The 20,610-nt window shown below is 72.1% G+C and carries 20 protein-coding genes; 10 read left to right on the forward strand and 10 right to left on the reverse strand.

Features of this window, described 5'->3' with window-relative positions:
- Window position 1: 1 nt before the first annotated feature.
- Window positions 2-1,402 (reverse strand): hypothetical protein, encoded by a 1,401-nt coding sequence (locus ACZ466_RS39165; RefSeq protein ID WP_378286667.1) that lies wholly within the window; start codon window positions 1,400-1,402, stop codon window positions 2-4.
- 105 nt (window positions 1,403-1,507) lie between these two features.
- Between ACZ466_RS39165 and ACZ466_RS39170 the strand changes: the two genes are divergently transcribed.
- On the forward strand, window positions 1,508-2,137 hold the full coding sequence (locus tag ACZ466_RS39170) for a TetR/AcrR family transcriptional regulator (protein WP_378286669.1): 630 nt from the start codon (window positions 1,508-1,510) through the stop codon (window positions 2,135-2,137).
- A gap of 85 nt (window positions 2,138-2,222) precedes the next feature.
- On the opposite strand, the gene ACZ466_RS39175 is transcribed toward ACZ466_RS39170, so the two are convergent.
- Entirely contained in the window at window positions 2,223-2,549 is a 327-nt protein-coding gene (locus ACZ466_RS39175) for a hypothetical protein (RefSeq protein WP_378286671.1), read from the reverse strand.
- A 14-nt stretch (window positions 2,550-2,563) separates the two neighbouring features.
- On the reverse strand, window positions 2,564-3,862 hold the full coding sequence (locus tag ACZ466_RS39180) for an aromatic ring-hydroxylating oxygenase subunit alpha (RefSeq protein ID WP_378286672.1): 1,299 nt from the start codon (window positions 3,860-3,862) through the stop codon (window positions 2,564-2,566).
- 141 nt (window positions 3,863-4,003) lie between these two features.
- On the opposite strand from ACZ466_RS39180, the gene ACZ466_RS39185 reads away from it, so the two are divergent.
- The gene (locus tag ACZ466_RS39185) at window positions 4,004-4,345 is read left to right on the forward strand and encodes a hypothetical protein (protein WP_378286674.1); all 342 of its coding nucleotides are present in this window, start codon (window positions 4,004-4,006) and stop codon (window positions 4,343-4,345) included.
- 14 nt (window positions 4,346-4,359) lie between these two features.
- Here ACZ466_RS39185 and ACZ466_RS39190 read toward each other — a convergent pair whose 3' ends face one another.
- The gene (locus ACZ466_RS39190) at window positions 4,360-4,551 is read right to left on the reverse strand and encodes a histidine phosphatase family protein (protein WP_378286676.1); all 192 of its coding nucleotides are present in this window, start codon (window positions 4,549-4,551) and stop codon (window positions 4,360-4,362) included.
- A gap of 453 nt (window positions 4,552-5,004) precedes the next feature.
- Between ACZ466_RS39190 and ACZ466_RS39195 the strand changes: the two genes are divergently transcribed.
- The gene (locus ACZ466_RS39195) at window positions 5,005-6,693 is read left to right on the forward strand and encodes a nuclease/transposase family protein (RefSeq protein ID WP_464041856.1); all 1,689 of its coding nucleotides are present in this window, start codon (window positions 5,005-5,007) and stop codon (window positions 6,691-6,693) included.
- On the opposite strand, the gene ACZ466_RS39200 is transcribed toward ACZ466_RS39195, so the two are convergent.
- Entirely contained in the window at window positions 6,673-7,920 is a 1,248-nt protein-coding gene (locus ACZ466_RS39200) for a low temperature requirement protein A (protein WP_378288355.1), read from the reverse strand. The genes ACZ466_RS39195 and ACZ466_RS39200 overlap by 21 nt on opposite strands.
- Before the next feature lie 155 nt (window positions 7,921-8,075).
- On the opposite strand from ACZ466_RS39200, the gene ACZ466_RS39205 reads away from it, so the two are divergent.
- The 7 genes from ACZ466_RS39205 to ACZ466_RS39235 all read left to right on the forward strand — a co-directional run bounded on the left by ACZ466_RS39205 (window position 8,076) and on the right by ACZ466_RS39235 (window position 13,619).
- Window positions 8,076-8,828, forward strand: coding sequence for an SDR family oxidoreductase (locus ACZ466_RS39205; RefSeq protein WP_378288356.1), 753 nt, complete (start codon window positions 8,076-8,078; stop codon window positions 8,826-8,828).
- A 38-nt stretch (window positions 8,829-8,866) separates the two neighbouring features.
- A complete protein-coding gene (locus ACZ466_RS39210; protein WP_378288357.1) occupies window positions 8,867-9,322 on the forward strand; it encodes a cupin domain-containing protein in 456 nt (151 codons plus the stop codon).
- Window positions 9,319-9,561: a hypothetical protein gene (locus tag ACZ466_RS39215; protein WP_378288358.1), complete on the forward strand. Its 243-nt coding sequence runs from the start codon at window positions 9,319-9,321 to the stop codon at window positions 9,559-9,561. The genes ACZ466_RS39210 and ACZ466_RS39215 overlap by 4 nt, the downstream gene beginning before the upstream one ends.
- A 68-nt stretch (window positions 9,562-9,629) precedes the next feature.
- Entirely contained in the window at window positions 9,630-11,432 is a 1,803-nt protein-coding gene (locus ACZ466_RS39220) for a ferritin-like domain-containing protein (RefSeq protein WP_378288359.1), read from the forward strand.
- Between the two features lie 74 nt (window positions 11,433-11,506).
- Window positions 11,507-12,442 carry an RNA polymerase sigma-70 factor gene (locus ACZ466_RS39225; RefSeq protein ID WP_464041857.1) on the forward strand — a complete coding sequence of 312 codons (936 nt, stop codon included), beginning with the start codon at window positions 11,507-11,509 and terminating at the stop codon, window positions 12,440-12,442.
- Complete coding sequence (locus ACZ466_RS39230) at window positions 12,439-13,137, forward strand: sigma-70 family RNA polymerase sigma factor family protein (protein WP_378288361.1); 699 nt, start codon at window positions 12,439-12,441, stop codon at window positions 13,135-13,137. Before ACZ466_RS39225 ends, ACZ466_RS39230 begins: the two co-directional genes overlap by 4 nt.
- Window positions 13,137-13,619, forward strand: a complete 483-nt coding sequence (locus ACZ466_RS39235; RefSeq protein ID WP_378288362.1) for an Ohr family peroxiredoxin — start codon at window positions 13,137-13,139, stop codon at window positions 13,617-13,619. The genes ACZ466_RS39230 and ACZ466_RS39235 overlap by 1 nt, the downstream gene beginning before the upstream one ends.
- Here ACZ466_RS39235 and ACZ466_RS39240 read toward each other — a convergent pair.
- Genes ACZ466_RS39240 through ACZ466_RS39260 form a run of 5 tightly spaced genes read right to left on the reverse strand, consistent with a single transcriptional unit; the run spans window position 13,609 to window position 20,559 of the window.
- The gene (locus tag ACZ466_RS39240) at window positions 13,609-14,781 is read right to left on the reverse strand and encodes a protein kinase family protein (protein ID WP_378288363.1); all 1,173 of its coding nucleotides are present in this window, start codon (window positions 14,779-14,781) and stop codon (window positions 13,609-13,611) included. The genes ACZ466_RS39235 and ACZ466_RS39240 overlap by 11 nt on opposite strands.
- Before the next feature lie 26 nt (window positions 14,782-14,807).
- Complete coding sequence (locus ACZ466_RS39245) at window positions 14,808-15,608, reverse strand: hypothetical protein (protein ID WP_378288364.1); 801 nt, start codon at window positions 15,606-15,608, stop codon at window positions 14,808-14,810.
- Window positions 15,608-16,468, reverse strand: a complete 861-nt coding sequence (locus ACZ466_RS39250) for a hypothetical protein (RefSeq protein ID WP_378288365.1) — start codon at window positions 16,466-16,468, stop codon at window positions 15,608-15,610. The genes ACZ466_RS39245 and ACZ466_RS39250 overlap by 1 nt, the downstream gene beginning before the upstream one ends.
- A gap of 15 nt (window positions 16,469-16,483) precedes the next feature.
- Complete coding sequence (locus ACZ466_RS39255) at window positions 16,484-18,631, reverse strand: outer membrane protein assembly factor BamB family protein (protein WP_378288366.1); 2,148 nt, start codon at window positions 18,629-18,631, stop codon at window positions 16,484-16,486.
- A complete protein-coding gene (locus ACZ466_RS39260; protein ID WP_378288367.1) occupies window positions 18,628-20,559 on the reverse strand; it encodes an outer membrane protein assembly factor BamB family protein in 1,932 nt (643 codons plus the stop codon). Before ACZ466_RS39260 ends, ACZ466_RS39255 begins: the two co-directional genes overlap by 4 nt.
- Window positions 20,560-20,610: the final 51 nt, after the last annotated feature.

Genomic DNA, 20,610 nt, shown 5'->3' on the forward strand with positions numbered 1-20,610 from the left:
GTCACGCTCCGCTCACGTAGTCCATGAAGTCGTTGTACGCCTTCGCCGTCCCCGCGCAGGTGATCTTGTCGTCGCCGCCCTCCAGCTCGGAGAACCGCACGATGCCGCCGTCGATGCGCGGGCCCTTCCAGCCGCACGCGCACGCATCGTCCCAGTAGATCGTGACGCGGTCGCCGGAGATGAAGCCGCCCCAGTACGTCTCGGCCAGCAGGTCGAACAGCGCGAGCCGGCCGGTCCGCACGCCTTCGCGCGGCAGCGGCCTCGCGTCCTCGTCCAGGACGATCGGCAGGGTGTAGGGGAGGAAGTGGTAGTACTCGGCCGAGCATTTCGGGGCGGTGCCCATGCACTCGGACATCCCGTACATGCTCGCGACGCGGTCGATGCCGAAGAAGTCTTTGAGCAGGTCCTGCCAGTCGGCCGGGGCGTCCTTGAAACCCTTGAAGCCGCCGCCCGCCATCAGGATGGAGTCGGGCGCGAACTCGCACCCGACGCCCTGCTCGCGCCCGCTGAGCGCGAGCCGGACCAGGTCGGCGGACGTGCCGCCGATGCGCACCCGCTGCCCGCGGAACTCCTCGGCCAGTCTGGCGAACCATTTCTGCAGGTCGTCGTCGCGATGGCGGCTCGCCTCGATGAGCTGCCGCCGCTCCTCGATGATCTTCGGGTCGATCTCCAGCTCGTCCAGCTCGCCGCGCTCCTCGGCGGCCTGCAGGCGCCCGGCGAGCGACAGCAGGTCCGACGACAGCGGGTAGTCGTGGAGCATGTGGCGGGCCTCGTCGCCGCCGGCCTGCGCCCCCGCCATCAGCCGGCCCATCTTCGTCATCATCTGGTGGCCGCTGCGGTATCCGGCGGAGAACGACGGGATCTTCACCTGGCGGACGTCGACGCCGAGCGCGGCCCGCATCGCCAGGAAGTGCGCGTTGCGCCAGGCCGGCCACTCGACCCGGGACCGCGGGATGAAGCTCAGCTTCCCCGTCGTGCCGGTGGAATGGCCGATGATCATGCCGTCGTCGTCGAGGCGGGTGAGCCAGTCGTCGACCGAGCGCAGGTCGTCCACCGGCGTCTGGAGCAGGTCGTGGGTGGTCAGCCGGTTCAGCCACGCGGTCAGGCGGGTGAACCGCCGCTTCTCGATCAGGCTGAGCGGATAGCTCTTGTAGACCTTGTGGTCGAACATGACGGGGACGACGTCGTCCAGGCCGTCGATCCGCCCGACGTCCTGCCGCTCGGCCAGCCTGCCCAGCGCCTCCACGCGCGGGCGCAGCGCCTCGAACCGCCGCCGCAGCACCTCGCGCTGGACCGGCTCCACGACGTCTCGTGCGAGTCCCAGCAGTTCTTCGTGCGGACGCTCCGTCCACGCGGCGACATCGCCGGCATCGAGTGCGGCCGGTTGTGCGGTGGTGCCCAATGTCCCTCCCCGGGTCTCCCCGGAAATATACGTTCGCGTTTACTTTCGGTCAATGGGCCGGGCCCCGGCCCGGGGGATCCCGCGCGGGCGGTCATACTTCATGCCATGGGACAGCACCTCAGAACCGGTCGGCCCACGCGGGCCGAGGCCGCCGAGCTGGAACGGCGCCTGCGCGAGGCGGCGCTGGAGGTGTTCTCCGACCGCGGCTTCGAGGGCGCGACGATGGAGGAGATCGCCCGCGCGGCGGGCATCAGCAAGCGCACGCTCTACGCCAAGTACCCCGACAAGCGGGCGCTGTTCGCCAAGGTGCTGCCGTGGGCGATGTCCACCCTGAACTGGGACGCCCCGGACCTCGACGACGTGGCCGACGACCTGCCCTCCGCGCTGGCGGCGATCGCGCGGATCGCGATCGCGCGGGTCGTCGACCCGCAGGTGGCGCGGCTGACCCGGGTCGCGATGAGCGAGGCGCACCACTTCCCCGAGTTCGCCGAGGCCGCGCACTCGATGACCTGGTCGCCGCGGCTGCGCTCGGTCGTCGACGTCCTCGAACGGCACGCCCGCGCCGGCGCCATCGTCGTCGACGACCCCGAACTCGCCGCCGAGCAGTTCCTGGCGATGGTGTCCGGCTTCCCCGCCATGCTCGCCGTGTTCGGGCTGCGCCGCGACCCCGACGACGAGGAACGCCACATCCGGCACGCCGTCACGCTGTTCCACGCCGGTCTCACGCCGCGCTGAGCCGGACGCGGATCACCGCCTCCGCGGGCCGGGGCGCCGGCCCGCGAAGGCGGTGATGGGAGGGCAGACAGCGGAGCCGCGCGGGCTAGACGGCGGGCTCGCGGACCGCGTCGATCGAGGAGGGGCCCGAGTCGGGCACCTTGGGCTGCCGCCACACCTCGACCGGGAAGGACACCGTGCACAGCGCGCAGAACAGCCAGGTCAGGTGCTTGTCCTCCTCGCTGATGTCGTCGAGGGACACCTTCTCCAGGTAGGCCTTGGCGTCGTCCAGGCGCGGGAACGCCGCGTCGTAGAACGCCTGCAGCTCCTCCATCGTGCTGGTGAAGCGCTTGGCGTAACGCGCCTTCTCGGTCTGGACGGCCCAGTCGGCGAAGGGCTCCAGGTCGGCGAACTGCTGCGGGAAAACGGCCATCGTGGTTCTCCTCTTCACCGGGCCGCCGGGCCGGGCACGCTGTCCTTGGCCTCGGGGTGCTGCTTGACGTAGTCGGCGACGTACTGCTCGGTCGTCTGGTGCAGGTGCCGGAGCAGGATCTCCTGGTCGTTGAGCGGGAACTCGGTGACCACCCGGGACTCGAGCATCTTCTGGGTCGCCTCGAGGGTGTTGGCGTCCTGCAGCCCGTACTCCTTGAACGAGACCACCGCCAGCTCCTGCTGGACGCGTTCCCAGGCGTTCTTCGGCGGCACGAAGTAGCAGGTGCCCTCGAAGATGTGGGTGTTGTAGGACGTCGGCCAGTAGTGGTAGGTCAGCACCCAGCCCGGCTTCCAGACCAGCAGCATCCAGTTGGGGTAGATCAGGTACGAGTCCATGCCCCAGGCCTTGTGCCGCCCGGGGTTGACCGACGGCGGCAGGTCGATGTCGATCGGCGGGTCCCACGGGCCGAACAGCCCGCTGCGCAGCTTGCGCTCGATCGGCTTGACCATCTTCTCGTCCTTCGGCGGCGCCATGCCGCCCCACGAGGAGACGACGCCGTGCGGGCCGTCGATCCCGTAGTGCAGGGCCTCGTAACCGACCTGCTGCAGCTTCAGCGACTCCTCCGGGACCGCCTGCTTCTGGTGCAGGACGGGCGCGTGGTAGAACTCGGTGAACGCGTCGATGTAGAGCTTCCAGTTCGCCCCGATCTCGGCGCGGTACTCGTGCACCTGCGTCATCTCGTGGAACGGGTAGCCCTCGAACCCGGCGCCGTACGCGCCCAGGTACTCCTTGAGCGGCCGCGGCTCGGACTCGCGGTCGAAGTTGACGAAGATCCAGCCTTCCCACACGTCGCAGTGCACCGGGACCAGCCCGTACTCGCCCTTGTCGAGGTCGAAGAACTCGCTCTCCTGCTGCACGAAGGTGCACGCGCCGTCCAGGCCGTAGCGCCAGGCGTGGTACTTGCAGGTGAACTGGCGCGCCGTGCCCTGCACCTCCTCGCCCGGGAAGTCCTGCCACACCAGCTTGTTCCCGCGGTGCCGGCAGACGTTGTGGAACGCGCGCACCCGCTGGTCCTTGCCGCGCACGATGATGATCGAGGTGTTGAGGACCTGGATCTCCTTGGTGAAGTAGGACCCGACGCGGGGCACCCGCTCGACGCGTCCCACGTTCAGCCAGGTCTTGGCGAACACCGCCTTGCGCTCGAGCTCGTAGTACTCCGGTGAGATCGAGTCCTCGTAGGTCGTCGGCGTCTTCCGCAGATGCGGGTAGTGATCGGTCCAGCTGCCCTCGACGGGCTTGGTGAAGTGCGCCACGGTCTGCCTCCATGGTGAAGCGGCCTGCCGACACGAAAGTAGACGCCTCCGTAGACTTATGCAAGTGGTAATCTCAAATACGAGAACCTCATTTCCATCAACGCGTCCGGTTGTGTCGGTGGGCGCCCGTAAAGTCGGCGTATGTCGCGGCGTCGTTTCGATCAGGCCATGCAGCTCATGCGGGAGAGGGACCCGCGCGTCCGGGAGAAGGCCTTCGACTTCCTGCGCGAGCACGCGGACGGGTACGTCGACGAGCTGATCGCGGAGTTCGCGGCGGAGCGGGAAGATCAGGACCTGGGCTGCTGGCTGCTGGAACTCATCGCCGAGGCCCGCGCCGCACAGGCGCTGGCGGTGTTCCGCGACCAGCTGGAGAGCCGGGAGGAGCCGTTGCGGTTCTGGGCCGTCCGGGGCCTGGAGATGCTCGAGAGCCGGGAGGCGGACCAGCTGCTCGAACAGGCGCGCGCCAACGACTGGATCTTCTAGCGAAGCCCCCGCCGTCAGGACGTCCAGGCGCCGGGCAGGACCCTGCCGACCCGCTCGTGCCGGCCGCCGGCGATCCGGTAGACCGCGGCCTCGCCCTCGGCCAGTTCGATGCCGTCCAGGGCGCGCACGTAGTGACCGTGGACGATCGGCACCGTGTTGCGCCCGCGCGGCGGCGCCTGGCCCAGCAGCGGACGCAGCCTGCCCATCTCCGCGGTGCGGCAGTACGGCTGGTCCGTACCTCGCCCACCGGGAGGCGCAGCGTCCGGAACGCCTGCCCGATCGCGCGCGAGTCGGCCCGGCCCCGCTCGGAGAGGTTCCGCTGGGTCGCGCAGTCGCCGAGATCGACCTCGTCGGCGTCCGGGTCGGAATGGTCCGTGGCCGCATGCCGGAACACGATCGCGTGCCCGCCCCCGCGCAGCGTTTCCATCAGCTGCCGCGTCTGCCCGTCGCCGGGCATGGCCGCCGCGCTTGACGTGGACGGCCCGCCGGCGGCCCGCGGCCCGTCCGCTTCCTCGCCGCCGGAGCATCCCGTCACGCCGACCGCGGCGATGAGCACGACGGCCGTCCACAGCCGCCCCGTCCCGCGCACCATGCCGCCATGGTGTCCGAGCAGCACGAGTCGATTGCATGTTCGAATCTCATCACTTAAAGTGTTCGTCATGTCGCGCACCGCTTCCAGTGGTGTGGTCGCCCCCGGCCGCACAGCCCGCCCCCCAGACGGCGGGGTGCGTACGATCGCGCCGCCGTTCGTTGCGGCGGGCCCGTCGGGGGTGGCGGTGCGTGACCGTCTCAAGGGCCTGACGGCTGAGGACGAGCGGGTGTTGCGGCTGGTGGGGGCGCATCTGGGTTCGCTGGCCGCGCGGGATCTGAAGATGCGGTGCCGCGACGGCCTGGACCATGATGCCGACCGGTGGGCGGCGCGCAAGCGGGAGTTGACCGGGGTGTCGTCGTCGCGGTGGGCTGGTTCGATCACCAAGGCCACCCATGACCAGTGGGCCCTGGCCCGCGGCGCCCAGCACGCGCACGTCCAGGGCCTGGAGTCGGGGGTGCGGACGCTGGAGCACCGGCTGTCCCTGCCCTTGGGAGCCAGGGGTGCCGGGCGGGCGCCGGGCGGGTACCGGTCTCGGCGGGAGTGGTTCGCCAAGTCCCGCCGCCTGGCCGCCCTGAAAGACCGGCTCACCGGTGAGCGGGCCGACCGGGACGCCGGGATCGTGCACGTGGTGCGCGGCGGCAAGAGGCTTGCCCACGTTCGCCACCATCTCGAGAATGCCGAGCTGACCGAGCAGCGGTGGCGGGAGCGCTGGGAGGCCGGACGATCGTTCCTGGCCGCCGATGGCGAGAGCGGGAAGCGGTACGGCAACGAGACCATCCGCCTCACCCCCGGCGGGGAGGCGGCCCTCAGGCTCCCCGCCCCGCTGGCCCATCTGGCCAATGCTCCGCACGGCCGCTACGTCCTGGCCGCCCGCGTCGCCTTCCAGCACCGGGGAGCCGAGTGGGCCGACCGCATCCAGGCCGACCGGGCGGTGGCCTACCGCATCCACCACGACCCCGAACGCGACCGCTGGTACCTCACTGCCTCCTGGCAGCGCACCCCCGCACGCACCCTCCCTCTCCAGGCGGCGTGCGCGCAGGGTGTGATCGGAGTGGACACCAACGCCGACCACTTCGCCGCCTACCGCCTTGATGCGCACGGCAACCCTGTCGGTGACCCGAAACGCTTCGGCTACGACCTGTCCGGCACCGCAGACCACCGCGACGCCCAGGTGCGGCACGCCATCAGCCGGTTGCTGCACTGGGCCAAGCGGTGCGGTGTCACGGCGATCGGTATCGAGAACCTGGACTTCACCGCCGAGAAGGCCCGCGAGAAGCATGGCCGCAAGAAGCGATTCCGGCAGCTCATCTCCGCACTCCCGACCGGCAGGCTCAAAGCCCGACTGGTCTCGATGGCCGCCGAGCAGGACCTCGCCATCGTCGCGGTGGACCCGGCGTACACCTCGATCTGGGGCGATGAACACTGGCGCAAGCCCCTCACCAGCAGCAAACGAAAGATGTCCCGACACGATGCCGCCGGTATCGCGATCGGGCGACGCGCCCTCGGGCACCCGATCCGGCGACGGACGGCACCGCCCCGCGACGACCAGAGCGATCGCCGCGGGCATCGGACCGCCCAGGCCCGACCGGGCGCACGGGGGCGTGAGGGAACCCGCCCACCCGTCACGGAACCTGCACACGATGCACGTCGCCGGACGAGGACTCAGCGAACGCGGGAGACCAGCCCATCCAACACCGTTCGGGATGCGCGCAGTCCCGGGAGCCGGCACCAGATGTCACTCCTGGACACTGCTTAGGAACGGTTTCCGGCCGGCCTTCGGGACGATGGTGGCGGCGGTCATCAGGACGCAGACGGCCGCGATCGCCGCGACGACGGCGACCACCCCCGCCGGCGAGGCCGCGAGCGGCAGCAGCAGGATGGCGACGACGCCGCCCGGCAGCGCGACGGGATGGACGACGGACTCCGCCAGGAGCGGCCGGTGCACCAGCCAGAGCAGCACGATGAACAGCGCGGCCGGGATCGCCACGGCGTAGCAGATCGCCAGGGGCGTGGCCTTGAGATCGTGCCCGGTCTGCTCGACCGCGACCTCGAGGCCGGCGCCGAGGGCCGCGAGGGCCGCGAAGATGCCGTAGTGGCCGTATCCCCACAGGTAGGAGCGCTTGCGGCGGTCGCTGAGGCCCTCGCCGGCGGGGGCGAGGAAGTAGAGCCACCAGAGGGCGAACAGCAGGACGAGCCCGGCGGAGGCGATGACGATCAGGGAGACGCTGACCTCGGCCGCTTCGAGCGCCCCCTGAACGCCGTTGGACGCGGCGAGGACGCTCTCGCCGAACAGGATGATCGTGAACAGGCCGTAGCGTTCGGCGATGTGGTGCGGGTGCCAGGTGGTGCTCCTGGTGCGTTCCGCCCACCAGGGCACCGCGATCTCCAGGGCGGCCAGGCCGGCGAAGGTCGGCAGCCGCGCCCATGACGGCAGGGCGCCCGTCTCCGCCAGGACGAGCCGGAGGATCCAGCCCGCCTGCAGCGCGGTGATCCCGGCGGCGTACCGCAGGGCGGTGGGGCGGCCCGCCGGGTCCTCGGCACCGGCCCGCAGCCACTGGGCGACGAGGGCGATCCGCATGATGAAGTAGCCGATCGTGACGGCGCGGTAGTCGGAGTGGTCGGCCGCGGCCGGCACGCCCGCCGCCAGGACCAGGGCGCCGGCCATCTGCAGCATGGTCAGCAGCCGGTAGGCGATGTCGTCGGTGTCGTACGACGACGCGAACCAGGTGAAGTTCATCCAGGCCCACCACACCGCGAAGAACACCTGCAGGAACGGGACGAGCCCGTCCAGGGCGTGCCCGCCGGCGACGGCGTGCGCGAACTGGGCGGTGACGGCCGCGACCGCCACCACGAAGGTGAGATCGAACAGCAGTTCGAGCGGGCTGGAGGTGCGGTGCGGCTCGTCGATCGCGCGCGCGGTCATCCGCACCCGGATCCGGTACCTGTCACCTGCTGGCGGCACGGTCTCGCTCCCGTCGCTCATGGTCGTCCTGCCGACAAGACAGGGCAGCGCCCGCGCCTGTGACAGCCGGCGTCCGATTCGCCGAAATTCGCCGGAGCTGTCACAGGCCGGCGGGGTGCCCTGTCTTAGCTGGCGACCGGGCGGCGACCGCGGCCCGGCGAACAGGAGGGCCTGACATGAAGATCGTGGTTATCGGCGGCACCGGCCTGATCGGGTCGAAGGTCGTGGCCGGGCTCGGCGAGCACGGCCACGAGGCGGTGGCGGCCGCGCCGAACACCGGCGTCAACACGCTCACCGGCGAGGGGCTGGCCGAGGCCCTGGCCGGCGCGTCCGTGGTGATCGACGTGTCCAACTCCCCGTCCTTCGAGGACGCCGCGGTGCTGGAGTTCTTCGAGACCTCCACCCGCAACCTGCTGGCCGCGGAGAAGGAGGCCGGGGTCGGCCACCACGTCGCGCTGTCGGTGGTGGGCACCGAGCGGCGGCCCGACATCGGCTACTTCCGGGCGAAGATCGCCCAGGAGAAGCTGATCGAGGACTCGGCGATCCCGTTCTCGCTCGTGCACGCGACGCAGTTCTTCGAGTTCGCCCGGAGGATCGCCGACGGCGCCACCGACGGCGACACGGTCCGGATGCCGCCGGTGGCGTTCCAGCCCATCGCGGGCGACGAGGTCGCGCGGGCGGTCGGCAGGGCCGCGGTGGGCACGCCGCTGAACGGGCGGATCGAGATCGCCGGTCCCGAGCGGTTCCGGATGGACGAGTTCTTCCGGGACGCCCTGACGGCCTGGGGCGACAAGCGCGAGGTGGTCACCGACCCGCACGCGCACTACTTCGGGGCCGAGCTGGGCGAGCCGGACCTCGTGCCGGTCGACGGCGCGACCCTCGGCGAGATCAAGTACGCCGACTGGCTGGGGAGCGCGGCCGCCGAGTAGCGACGCGCCCTCGATCGAAGAGTCAAGGAGGAGATCCCATGTCCGGCACCGAGCCGAAGGCCAGGTCGACCGCGTGGCAGACCGCGTTCACCACGCTGCAGGAGGCCGAGCCGCCCTTCATCCCGGCGGGGGCGCACGTGATGACCGTGGTCATCGAGTACCCGCCGGGCGACCCCGGCGCGCCGCCGCACCGGCACTCGGGCCCGGCCTTCGGCTACGTGCTGGAGGGCGAGATGCTGCTGGAGGTCGAGGGGCGGCCGGAGCGGGCCGTCCGCGCCGGGGAGGCGTTCTGGGAGCCCGGCGGCGACGTCATCCACTACCAGGACGGCAACAACCGCGACGACGTGCCGCTGCGCTTCACCGTCACGATGCTCTGCGAACCGGGCCAGCCCATGCTGACCCTGGTGGACGAGGCGGAACTCGCCCGGCGCGAGCACCTCCGCGCTACCCGGCCGGCCGGACATCCGTCCAAGCCGCACGTGGAGGAACGATGAGCACGCCGACCGGAGACGAGGACCTCGAGATCGAACTCGAGGTCGACGTCGAGGCGGAACTGACCCTGGCCGAGTCCAGCCGCCCGGAGGAGGCCACCGGCCCGCCGGTCTCGGAGTGGCTGTTCGATCCGGCCGACGTCCAGCGCCAGGAGATCGAGCTGCGCAACCTTCTCGACGCGGTCGAGGAACTGTACGGCGGCTCCCGGCCCGACCAGGGCGGCGCCGCCGAAGGCGCCTGAGCCCGCCGGCGGCGGGCGTGTACGGCGCCCTGGCCCTCCCCCTTTTCGACAGGCGAAACGAGACATCTGTGAATCACCCAGTCCAGCGGCGGGACGCCGTCGCGCCCGTCCCGCCGGCGCGGATCGCGACGCTCGACGATCTCCGCGAGCACCTGCAGTGGGCGATCGAGCTGGAGCACGCGACCCTGCCGCCGTACCTGTGCGCGCTCTACTCGCTCGACCCGGAACGCAATCCCGAGGCCGTCCAGGTGGTGGCCGGCGTCTTCGCCGAAGAGATGCTCCATCTGGCGCTGGCCGCGAACCTGCTCAACGCCGTCGGCGGCAGCCCGCGGCTGGACACGCCGCGGATGCTGCAGCCGTACCCCCGGCGGCTGCCGCACGGCGACCGCTCCCTCCAGCTGTCGCTGCTGCCGTTCGGCGCGGAGGCGCTCGACATGTTCCTCCGCCTCGAACGGCCCGCACCGCCCGATGCCCCGCCCGAGGACGACGGCTATGAGACGATCGGGCAGTTCTACGCCGCGATCGGGGACGGCCTGCGCCACCTGTGCGACCGGCTCGGCGAGCGGGAGGTCTTCAGCGGCGATCCGGCCCGCCAGGTGCACGGCGGGCACTTCCGGAACACCGCCGGCCGGCTGGTCGCGGTCGGCGACCTGGCCTCGGCGCTGGCCGCGCTGGAGGAGATCGTCGAGCAGGGCGAGGGCTTGGCGGGCGGCGAGGTCTGGGACGGCGACCGCGACGTCCACCACCCCGAACGGGACGAGGTCGCGCACTACTACCGCTTCCAGGAGCTCAGGGCGGGCCGGCGCTACCGGCGCGGCGACACCCCGCGGTCCGGCCCCACCGGCGAGGCCATCAGCGTGGACCTCGACGGCGTCCTGCCGATGAGGCGCGATCCCAGGCGCGCCGATCACGCCCCGGGCAGCCCCATCCGCACGGCCCAGGAGGAGTTCGACCACACCTACTGCGCCGTCCTGCATCTGCTCGAGCAGGCGTTCAACGGCAGCCCGAGGCTGCTCGCGGTCGCCACCGGCACCATGTACGGGCTCCGGGCCCAGGTCCAGGCACTCATGCGGATGCCCGACGAGGACGGCACCACGGCCGGCCCCACCTTCGAGTACGTCGCACCCGAGCTGCGCCGGTGGAGCACCGGCGACCGGCAGCGGATCGTCGTGCTCGCCGGCGGACCCTACCTCGTGTACGGCGGGCTCCCGCTCAGGCGCAAACGCAAGATCGTCTCCGCCGAGGGCGACGCGCTGACCTGGCGGACCGGCGACGCCCTGCCGACCGAGGACACCTACGCGCTGTGCCGCTGCGGCCGGTCGGGCGCCAAGCCGTTCTGCGACGGGACGCACGCCGTGATCGGATTCGACGGCACCGAGTCCGCCGACGTCCGGCCGTACGCGGAACTTCAGCACGTGCACGACGGGACGGGCATCTCGGCCCAGCGGGTCGGGGAGCTGTGCGTCCACGCCGCCTTCTGCCTCGGGCGCACCAGGCCGATCGCCGAGATGCTCGCCGACACCGGCGACAGCGACGTGCGCTCCACCGTCATGGGCCGGATCGACCACTGCCCGTCCGGGTCGTACAGCTACGCTCTGGAACGCGGCGGCGAGACGGTCGAGCCGGACCTCCCGCGGGCGATCTCCGTCCTGGAGGAGGAGGGCGGCCTGGCCGGCGCGCTGTGGGTCACCGGCGGCGTGCCGGTGCTGCGCGCGGACGGCCGGCCGCTGGAGACCCGGAACAGGATCACCCTGTGCCGCTGCGGCCATTCCTCCGGCAAGCCGCTGTGCGACGGAACCCACCGGAAGATCGACTTCCGCGAGGAGGGGACGGGCGCGACCACCGCCGAACGGTCTCACCCCCGGATGTGACGGCGCGCGGTGTCACAAACCGGCGGTCTGTCCTGTCAAAGCTGTCCGAAGGCGGTCGATCGGGTAGGGGAGGCATGATGACCAGGGGAACGGGGGCGATCAGCGTGGGCGACACCGGGCCGGAGGATCTCGACCGGGCCGCGGAGGTCTTCGGCGGCGTGCGGCCGCGCCTGTTCGGCATCGCGTACCGGATGCTGGGCAGCTCGACCGAGGCCGAAGACCTCGTGCAGGACGTCTGGCTGCGCTGGCAGACCTACGACCGCGGCACCGTGGCCGATCCCGCCGCCTTCCTGGCGACGACGACCACCCGGCTCGCGATCAACGTCCTGCAGTCCGCGCGGGTCCGCCGCGAGACCTACGTCGGCCCCTGGCTGCCCGAACCCGTCGACACCAGCGCGGATCCGCACCTCGGCGCCGAACGCGGCGAGGCCCTCGGCCTGGCCGTGCTGTTCCTGCTGGAGAAGCTCTCGCCCACCGAACGCGCCGCCTACGTCCTGCGCGAGGCGTTCGACTACCCCTATCCGCAGATCGCCGAGATCATCCAGGTCAGCGAGGTGGCGGCGCGGCAGCTCGTCAGCAGGGCCCGCAAGCACCTGCGGTCCGGGCGCCGGGCGCCGGTGACGGGGGCCGAGCAGCGCAGGCTGCTGACCGCCTTCGTCGCCGCCGCCCGCGCCGGGGACCTCGCCGCCCTGGAGGAGCTCCTCGCCGCGGACGCGGTCAGCTACTCCGACGGCGGCGGCGCCGTCCGGGCGTCGCGCTTCCCCGTGGTGGGCGCGTTCCGCGTGGCCAGGTACGTCAGGGCGTTCTCGGACCGGTTCTGGAGCGGGGTCGGCGTGCGCTGGGCCAGCGTGAACGGTCAGGCGGCCGCCCTGCTCTTCCGCGACGGCGAGATGTTCACGGTCCTCACCGTCAACGGCTCCGACGACCGCATCGACCAGGTCCTGTGGATGATGAACCCCTCCAAGATCACCGCCGCGCGGACGCGGGACCACGAGGACGGGCGGCCATGACCGGCTCGGGCGCCGCCTCCTCGCTGGCGGAGATGCTCGACGAACGGCGGCACCTGCTGGAGATCGCCGTGTGGATGTTCGGCGCGGGGGCCGCGGAGCGGATCGTCCACGAGACCTACCGCCGCTGGTACGCCCTCGACGACGGCGAACGCGAGGGCATCGCGGTGCCCCGGGCCTGGCTCACACGTGTCGCGGGAGGCATCTGCCTGCAACTGCTGGTGTCCGCGTCCCCGTTGCCCGCCGGCCCGGCCCTCCGCCCCGCCCCCGACCCGGTCACCGCCTGGGCGCGGCGGCACCCCCGGCAGGACGTCTCCGACCCGGCCCTGCTCGGGAGGCACGATCACGTCGTGCGCCGGTTCGCGGCGGCCTGCGGCACGGGGGACACCGCGGCGCTGGAAGCGGTCCTGGCCGCCGACGCGATGGTGGTCAGCGACGGCGGCGGCCAGGTGCGCGCCGCGATCCACCCGACCCGCGGCGCGGACGCGGTAGCCCGCTTCGTCACGGCGCTGCTGACCGGCCGGCCCCGCACCGTCGCGACCGTCGAGTCCGTCAACGGCCGCACGGGTCTGGTGCTGCGCCGGGCGGGCCGGGCGGTCGCGGTGGTCAGCGTGAGCGTCGCCGGGGCCGAGGTCACCGCCGTATGGATCGTGCTGAACCCCGACAAGCTGCGGCGCTGGCAGGAGAGGCGGAACTGATGCACGACCCGGTTGCCCCGCCCGCGGACGACGGCCACGCGTTCAAGCCGCTCTACACCGCGCACGTCACCGTGAGCGGCGGCGGTTCCAGCCACGGCCGCGCGACCGGCAGGGCCCGCTCCTCCGACGGCGCCCTCGACCTGGGCCTGCGCGTGCCCCGCGAACTGGGCGGCGACACCACCGGGCCCAACCCCGAACAGCTGTTCGCCGCGGCCTTCGCCGCCTGCCTCCACGGCGCGCTCAGCCTGGTGGCCCGCCGGCACGCGCTCGACCCCGCCCCGATCACGATCGAGGCCTCCGTGGCGTTCGGCCGCGACCCCGGCGACGGCGGCTACCAGCTGCGGCCCGACCTCGTGGTGAGCTGGCCCGGAGTGGAACGCGAGACCGCCGCCCGCCTGCTCGCGGAAGCGACCGCCCTCTGCCCCTACTCGAAGCTGACCAGCCAGGGAGCCCCCTCCACGATCATCCGGATCACAGGATGAGGGTCAGCACCACCAGGACGAGGAGGGCGAGGAAGACTCCGGCGAAGGCGTAGTGGGGCTTGCGTCGTTGGCGCGGGGGTGTGGACGGTCCGGGCACGGTCGGGTGGGCCGGGGGCGACCAGGGCGCCGGAACCGTGCCGCCTGGCGGGCGGCGGTGCTGTGCGCCGGTGGTGCGTGGCCCGGGTCGGGCACCGGCTCCTGGAAGACCGGTGGCGCGCGGGCGGGGGGAGGCGACGAACCCCAGCGGGTCCAGCCGCCGGTAGACGGGGTCGAGGGGCGGGATGGACATCACCCCGGTGCGGTGCCGCAGATCCTTGGTGAGCTGCACCAGTTCCCGGTGGATCGTCGCGTCCGGAATCCCCCACAGCCTCGCGATCCGCTCCGAGCGCCCGGGGTCGGAGAGGTCGTCGGCCTCGAAGAACAGGGCGTGCGACCCGTCGGTGTGCAGCTCGGTCCACAGGCCGGGGTCGTAGGTGAGGGCCAGCAGGCTGAGATGGATCAGGCGCGCGGGGAAGCGGTCCATCGTCGGGCCCAGGCGGCCGTGTTCGGGCCACGCCGGGTGCTGGAAGCTGCTGATGCCCGACTGCCTCAGCTCCAGGTTGTGCAGCCCCGGCACGAACATGCCGTCGTAGTCGATCAGGCGGATCCGGTCGCCCGCCTCGACCAGCACGTTGTCGGGCTGCAGGTCGCCGTGCGCCAGCCCGCTGTCCTCCAGGGACGCCATGGTCCTGGCGAAGTCCATCCGGCAGCGCTCGACCGCCGCCCGGTCGCCCCTGTGGTCGTCCAGCCAGTCGACCAGCGGGCTGCCGCCCACCCAGGGCATCGTCACGGTCGGCCACCAGCGCCCGTCCCAGCCCTTGATGCCGCGCTCGTCGAACTCGACGGGGACGACCCAGTTCATGGACGCGCCGGCGAGCCGCTCGGTGAGCAGCCGGTAGCGGCCGGCGCGGTCGGGGTCCGGTTCGGTGAAGCACTTGAGCGCGTAGAACTGGTTCGCCGCGGTCATCTTGAAGACGACGCCGAACCGGCCGGTCCGCCCGCGGGGGAGGCCGTCGGTGTGCGGCTCCACCTCGGCGGCGTGGAAGCGCGCACCGGGGGCGAAGCAGTCCCGGGTGTCGTCCAGCCAGTTGATGTAGTCGTCGACCGGCGGAAAGTTCGTCACCACCGCCCTCCCTCCTGGAACACCGGTCAGTGGATGGCCAAGCGCAACAGGGTCACGTCGTCGTTGCGCATCTCGCGTTCGTTGCGCTTGCCGGCGAGCCAGGAGGCGAACGCCTCCGGGCCGGCCGTCGCGCCGTCCAGTTCCGTCCACGGGTCGCCCCCGGCCTCGAAGGCCCCGCAGATCCACGCCGCCAGGGCGTCGGTGGCCAGCAGGAAGACGTCCCCCGAGGCCCATTCTCCCGACATGCAGCGGACCCGGGGCCGGATCTCCTCCTCGGCGAAGACCTCGCTCAGCAGCAGCGGCGGCGTGTCCGTGAAATCCGCCTGGTGCCGCAGCGGGAACGCGGCGGTCGTGCGCTGGTCGCCGTGGACGTGGGAGTGGAAGAGATTGGTGTCCCCGATCGCCGCTGCGTGCCAGGTCCCGCGGGTGGCGGTGCCCTCACCGTCCTGGAGGAAGAGGGCGAGAACGGTCACCGCCGATCCCTCCAGCAGCTTGGAGAACTCGTACCAGTGCAGCGGCTCGCCCTGCTCCTCGCGCATCTGCTGGTACGCCGCCAGCGACCGCACCCAGCCGGCGCCGGGCACGCCGATGTTGCGCGCGAACCGTTCCGGCGAGGCGACGTCGCGGACCGGCGAGCGGCTCAGCCTGCGGACCACCTGCGCCGCCCACCGGCCCGACAGGAGGTGCTCGGTGGCGCCGTCGGCCATCGCCAGCCGGACCACCGGGCGGTCGGCCTCGCCGTCGCCCCCGGGCCAGCAGGCGTCCATGTTGTCCGCCTCCAGCTCGCCCCGCTTGGCCTGGGTGAAGACGCGGATGGACGCCTTCATCAGGGGCCTTTCCCGCCGGGCACGTTCCGGGTCCCGATCTGCAGGAACTTGATCACCAGATCGGCGCCCGCGTTGTGGATGAAACCGCGCGCCCCGGCACGGGCGCTGATGTTGTGCTCGGCCGCGTACCCGAGCATCCGGTCCGGGAGCGGGCTCGAGATCTCGAACATGGTGGCGGCCTTGGCGTCCAGGCCGGCGGGGGACTCGGGAAAGACGATGGGCCGCCCGGCGTTCCCGAACGCCGACTCCTCCGAGGACAGGTGGAGGTTGAACAGCAGGACCTGGCCGTCGTTGGTGCCCAGGGACGCGATCTTCTTGCCGATCCCGGTGGGGTCGCCGTCGGTGGCCCAGCCGTCGGAGAGGTTCAGCACGACCGGCGGAAAGTGGTCGTAGTTCTCGCTGACCCACCTGTCGAGCAGGCCGTACGCCTTGGTGAACGCGGCGCACATCGGGGTCCGCCCCTCGGCGACCGGCCGCACCCACATCGGCACCTTGCGGCGCCGCTGGACGTAGCCGCCGTTCCCGTCCGGGTACTGCTCCTCGATGACGTCCATGCCCAGCTTGTTCTCGTCGAGCTCGCTGGTGGTCACGAAGTCGAACCCGGCGAGGCCGCCCTGCAGCACCGAGCCGGGACGGTCCCCGGCCCCGTACCCGATGACCGCGATCTTGAAGTAGTTGCGGATCCCCTTCTCCACCACGCAGCGGTTGATGAGCTGGTGGAGGAGCCGGTTGAGGGACTCCGCCACCACGTCCTTCTTGATCTTGCCGTCCCGGGTGAAGCCGTCCATCGAGCCGGACTGGTCGACGAGAAAGACGAAGAAAGCCGGCCGGGCTCGGCTGATCTCGGCCTGGTAGGGCATGGGCCACCTCCGTGGTCACAGTGTCAAGCGGATGTCGATCTGCTCGGGCGGGACCGCGATCCGGTCGCCGCCGGCGGTGACGGCGTGCACATGGCCGTCCGCCGAGCCGACGATGACCAGCCCGCCGGCGGCGACGGGGCCGCCGCGGTTGATCCATCCACCGGTCGCCGCCTTCCACAGCGGCCTGCCGTCGCCGGTGTCGTACGCGCGCAGGTGGCGGTCGCGGCCGCCCGCGTAGAGGGTGCCGCCGTCGACCACCGGGCCGCTGACGAAGCCGCCCTGGTGCTGGACGGCCCACAGCTCGGCACCGGACGCGGCGTCGCGGGCGCTCAGCCCGCCGGCGTCGTCGGCGGCGAACAGCCATCGGGCCCCCGCCCCGAGGGCGGGGCGGCCGCAGACGAGTCCCCTCGTCGGCCGCGTCCAGATCTCCTCGCCGCCGGCTCTGCCGACGGCGTAGAGGGCGTCCCCGCCGTCCCTGCCCGTCCCGCCGACGAAGACGGCGTGCTCGGACACGGCCGGGGTGCATCCGCTGAAATCGGCGTGCGCGTAGTGCCAGCGGGGCACGAGCCGTTCATCGGCGACCGTCATGGCGTGCAGGCCGGACAGCGCCCCCACGTAGAGGTCCGTGCCCGCGGCCGTGAGCGAGGAGCCCACCGCGTCGCCCACGAAGGTGATCTCCGTGGTCCTGGAGCGGAGCCAGAGCGAGACGATGTCGCCCTCGGCCGTCACGAAGTGCAGACCGCCGGCGACGAGCACCGGGTCGGAGATCCCGATCGGCCCGGCGTCCAGCTGCCATACCGGCCGCCCCGTTTCGGCGCTGACGGAGTGCACCCTGCCGTCGGTGGACGCCACGTGCACGTGGCCGTTCGCGACGACCGGAGCGGACAGCACCGCGTCGTCCGTCGCGTAGGTCCAGCGGTGCTTTCCCGAGGACAGGTCCAGGGCGTACAGGCGGCCGTCCGTCGAGGCCGCGTAGACGACTCCACCGGCCACCGTCACAGGGGCGTCCACCATCCCGTTGGTCGGGAAGACCCACGGCCCGGCCGGTTCCGCCGCCTCGGTCGCCTTGGCCGGTTCAGTTGGTTTGACCGGCTTGTGGTGCGGCTGCCAGTCGTCGTCGGCCGCGCCCGGTCCGGACATCTCCTCCTTGAGGATGCGGTGGGCGTCGACGACATCGGGATGGGGGCGGGTGCCTGCTCGTGCCACGTGTTCGTCTTCCTCGGCATGCCGCCCCTCGTCGGGGAGCGGGGTCTCGTCCTCGCGCGACGTCGCGGGGACCGTCTCAGATCCCGGAGGCTCGTCGGGCGGAGTGAGGCTTTCCATGTACGAGCGGCTTCGCTGCGAGAGCCCCCGCAGCCGCCCGAGCCGGGTCAGCACCTTCTCCGCGCGTGGACGCGTCCACGCCCAGCGGCGCAGGCAACCGGAGATCAGCCGGACCAGGTCGTCGTCCACGTCCGGGTCCTGGCGCAGCCGGCGCCTGAGCGCGCGGCGGCGGAGGCCCGGCGGGTCGTCGCCGATGAGCATGAACAGCAGCAGGCGGCCGAACGAGTACACGTCGTCCTTGATTCCGATCCCGCGCTGGAACCGGCCGTTCCTCGGCGCCAGGTAAGGGGCTCCGGCCGGGAACTCGACCCGGCCCAGCACGGGAAGCAAGCCGTACCACTCGACCTTGACCAGGTCGGCGTCCAGGTCCACCCGGACGCAGTCGGGGGTCAGCATCCCGTGGACGAGACCCGCTTCGTCCAAGAGGGTCAGCGCGTGCGCCACGGCTTCGGCGACCCGGTACAGATCCTCCTGGGGCAACGGCCCGCCGGCCGCGACCACATCCCGCAGCGACGTCACTGCGGGGCCCTCGGTCAGCAGCCACCAGGGCCCTTCCGGCATGACCCCGCCCTGGACCGTACGGGCCAGCGATCCGGCCTCGCCGAGCTCTGTCATCCGGGCGACCGCCGTCGCGTACTCCTCCGGCTGCGCGGACTTCTTCCACGCGCCGTCGAGGCAGGCGATCACGAGCGACCGCCCGTCGTCGTCGGACCGCGCCGAGTACCGCGTGGCCCAGGGCACGGGGGAGAGCTCCTCCTCGATCGTGCACGGCGGCCGGGACCGTTTCAGGCGGGCCGTCGAGGTCGTCCGCCAGACCATGCGCGGCCACCAGCCGCTCATCTCCGCGGCCCGCCGGACGTCCGGGCCGAGGCGATCACGACCTGGCCGTCGGCGGTGCCCAGGTAGAACCGGCCGCGCTCGCCGTCCGGGGCGAGCGCCACCTCCAGGACGGCCGCGTCACCCACGCGGAGCTCCCTCAGGTCGCCGCCGTCCGCGGCGTCGACGGAGCAGACCGTCCCGAAGCTTCCGGCCCAGAGCCTGCCGCAGGCCAGCACCGGTGAGGAGGTGAAGGAGCCGGCCAGCGCGCGCCACTTCTGCTCCCCGGTGTCCGCCCGGACCGCGTACAGGCAGCCGTCGGAGCCCGCGAAGTACACCACGCCCCGGTCGACCACGGGCTCGCAGTGCACCGGACCGCCGGTCGGGAACGTCCACAGCGGCGCGCCCGTGCCAGCGTCGAGCGCGTGCAGCCTATGGTCGCCGCTGCCGAAGAACACCCGTCCGCCGGCGACGGCCGCGGTCTGGTGGATCTCGCCGCGCACCGGACGGCGCCACTCCTCCTTCCCCGACTCCAGCCCGACCGCGTACATCGAGCGGTCCCACGATCCGGCGTAGACCACGCCCCCCGCGATGACCGGCCGCGCGTGGAACGAGTGGGCGGCCGCGAAGCTCCATCTCCGCCGCCCGCCGGCGAGGTCGAGGGCGTGCAGCCGTCCGGCCCGGTCACCGAACACCACGGCGTCATCGGTGACCTCGGGCGCCGAGCCGATGGTGCTCTCCAGCCCGTGGACCCACTGGACCTTCCCGGTCTCGGCGTCGAGGGCGTACACCCGGTGGTCGCTGCCGCACACCACCACGGTCCCGTGCCGGGCCGCGGGCCTGCTCTCGACGCGGCCGCCGAGGGGCGTCTCCCACAGCCGGTCCCCGCTGTGCCGCCCGAAGCCCTGGACGACACCGGCCAGCCCCGCGACGACCAGGACATCGCCCTCGACGACCGGCCTCACGTACTGGTCGCTGGATCCGACCGGGAAGCGCTCACCCGAGCCGAGCGGCGCCCTGGCCGGTTCGGAGACGCGGGGGACCTGCCGGATTTCGGGCCTGTCGTCCACCGGCATCTCGGCGTAGTCGCGCAGCACTCCCAGCGCGTCCGTCGGCAGGAGCGCGACGCCGTCCGGTTCCCCGCCGCGCGGCAGCGCGCGGACGAGGGCTTCGAGCTTCTCCAGGCTCGGCCGCTCCCACCACCGGTGCCGCATGCAGGCGTGGACGACGTCGTGCAGTTCTTGAGGCAGGCCGGGAAGGCTGGGCCTGCCCGCTGCGTCCCGCTCGATCAGCCAGTCCTCGGAAGTGCCGGGGTCCTCGCCCGTCGCGGCGAACGCCAGCACGGCGCCGAGGGAGTACACGTCCAGGGCGGGCGTCTGGGGGTGGGTCCCGTCCCGCTGCTCGGGCGCCATGTAGCCGCGCGCGCCGAACGCGTAGTACGGCTGCGTCACGGCCCGGGCCAGGTCGCGGGCCAGCCCGAAGTCGATGACCAGGGACCCTTCGGCGCGCACCAGGATGTTGGCCGGATGCAGGTCGCGGTGGACGATGCCCTTCGCCGCCAGCTCGCGCAGAACGCGGAGCAGGGACCCGGCCAGCCACACCACGGCCTCGACCGGGAGCGGCCTGGGCAACTGCTGGACCAGCTGGCGCAGCGTCGGCGCCTTGATGTAGTCGACGGCCATCCACGGGTCGTGCGGATCGAGGCACGACTTGCGGACCGGCGGGGTGAAGTCGGCCCCGATCCGCTCGACGGCCTTCAACTCCTTGCGGAGCCGGTCGAAGAAGTGCGCGCCCCCGGCCCTGGCCAGCTCGTTCATCTTCTTGATCGCGACCAGCCGGCCGGACTCGTCCCGGCCGAGGTAGACCCTGCCCATGCCGCCTTCGCCGAGTAGCGCGAGAACGTCGTAGACATCGATCCGGGTCGGATCATTTCCCTGAAGCGCTCTGAGCATCACGGCATCTCCGCGGTGTGTCGGCACCAACGCGCGCATCCTTTTCTTAGG

Source organism: Actinomadura rugatobispora (assembly GCF_055379765.1).

What these genes read in the sequence shown, in the direction of transcription:
- ACZ466_RS39170 (WP_378286669.1), top strand. Translation starts at nt 1,508, where the DNA reads ATGGGACAGCACCTCAGAACCGGTCGGCCCACGCGGGCCGAGGCCGCC.
- ACZ466_RS39175 (WP_378286671.1), bottom strand. Translation starts at nt 2,549, where the DNA reads ATGGCCGTTTTCCCGCAGCAGTTCGCCGACCTGGAGCCCTTCGCCGAC.
- ACZ466_RS39185 (WP_378286674.1), top strand. Translation starts at nt 4,004, where the DNA reads ATGTCGCGGCGTCGTTTCGATCAGGCCATGCAGCTCATGCGGGAGAGG.
- ACZ466_RS39190 (WP_378286676.1), bottom strand. Translation starts at nt 4,551, where the DNA reads ATGGGCAGGCTGCGTCCGCTGCTGGGCCAGGCGCCGCCGCGCGGGCGC.
- ACZ466_RS39195 (WP_464041856.1), top strand. Translation starts at nt 5,005, where the DNA reads ATGTCGCGCACCGCTTCCAGTGGTGTGGTCGCCCCCGGCCGCACAGCC.
- ACZ466_RS39200 (WP_378288355.1), bottom strand. Translation starts at nt 7,920, where the DNA reads ATGAGCGACGGGAGCGAGACCGTGCCGCCAGCAGGTGACAGGTACCGG.
- ACZ466_RS39205 (WP_378288356.1), top strand. Translation starts at nt 8,076, where the DNA reads ATGAAGATCGTGGTTATCGGCGGCACCGGCCTGATCGGGTCGAAGGTC.
- ACZ466_RS39210 (WP_378288357.1), top strand. Translation starts at nt 8,867, where the DNA reads ATGTCCGGCACCGAGCCGAAGGCCAGGTCGACCGCGTGGCAGACCGCG.
- ACZ466_RS39215 (WP_378288358.1), top strand. Translation starts at nt 9,319, where the DNA reads ATGAGCACGCCGACCGGAGACGAGGACCTCGAGATCGAACTCGAGGTC.
- ACZ466_RS39225 (WP_464041857.1), top strand. Translation starts at nt 11,507, where the DNA reads ATGATGACCAGGGGAACGGGGGCGATCAGCGTGGGCGACACCGGGCCG.
- ACZ466_RS39230 (WP_378288361.1), top strand. Translation starts at nt 12,439, where the DNA reads ATGACCGGCTCGGGCGCCGCCTCCTCGCTGGCGGAGATGCTCGACGAA.
- ACZ466_RS39235 (WP_378288362.1), top strand. Translation starts at nt 13,137, where the DNA reads ATGCACGACCCGGTTGCCCCGCCCGCGGACGACGGCCACGCGTTCAAG.
- ACZ466_RS39245 (WP_378288364.1), bottom strand. Translation starts at nt 15,608, where the DNA reads ATGAAGGCGTCCATCCGCGTCTTCACCCAGGCCAAGCGGGGCGAGCTG.
- ACZ466_RS39250 (WP_378288365.1), bottom strand. Translation starts at nt 16,468, where the DNA reads ATGCCCTACCAGGCCGAGATCAGCCGAGCCCGGCCGGCTTTCTTCGTC.
- ACZ466_RS39255 (WP_378288366.1), bottom strand. Translation starts at nt 18,631, where the DNA reads ATGAGCGGCTGGTGGCCGCGCATGGTCTGGCGGACGACCTCGACGGCC.
- ACZ466_RS39260 (WP_378288367.1), bottom strand. Translation starts at nt 20,559, where the DNA reads ATGCTCAGAGCGCTTCAGGGAAATGATCCGACCCGGATCGATGTCTAC.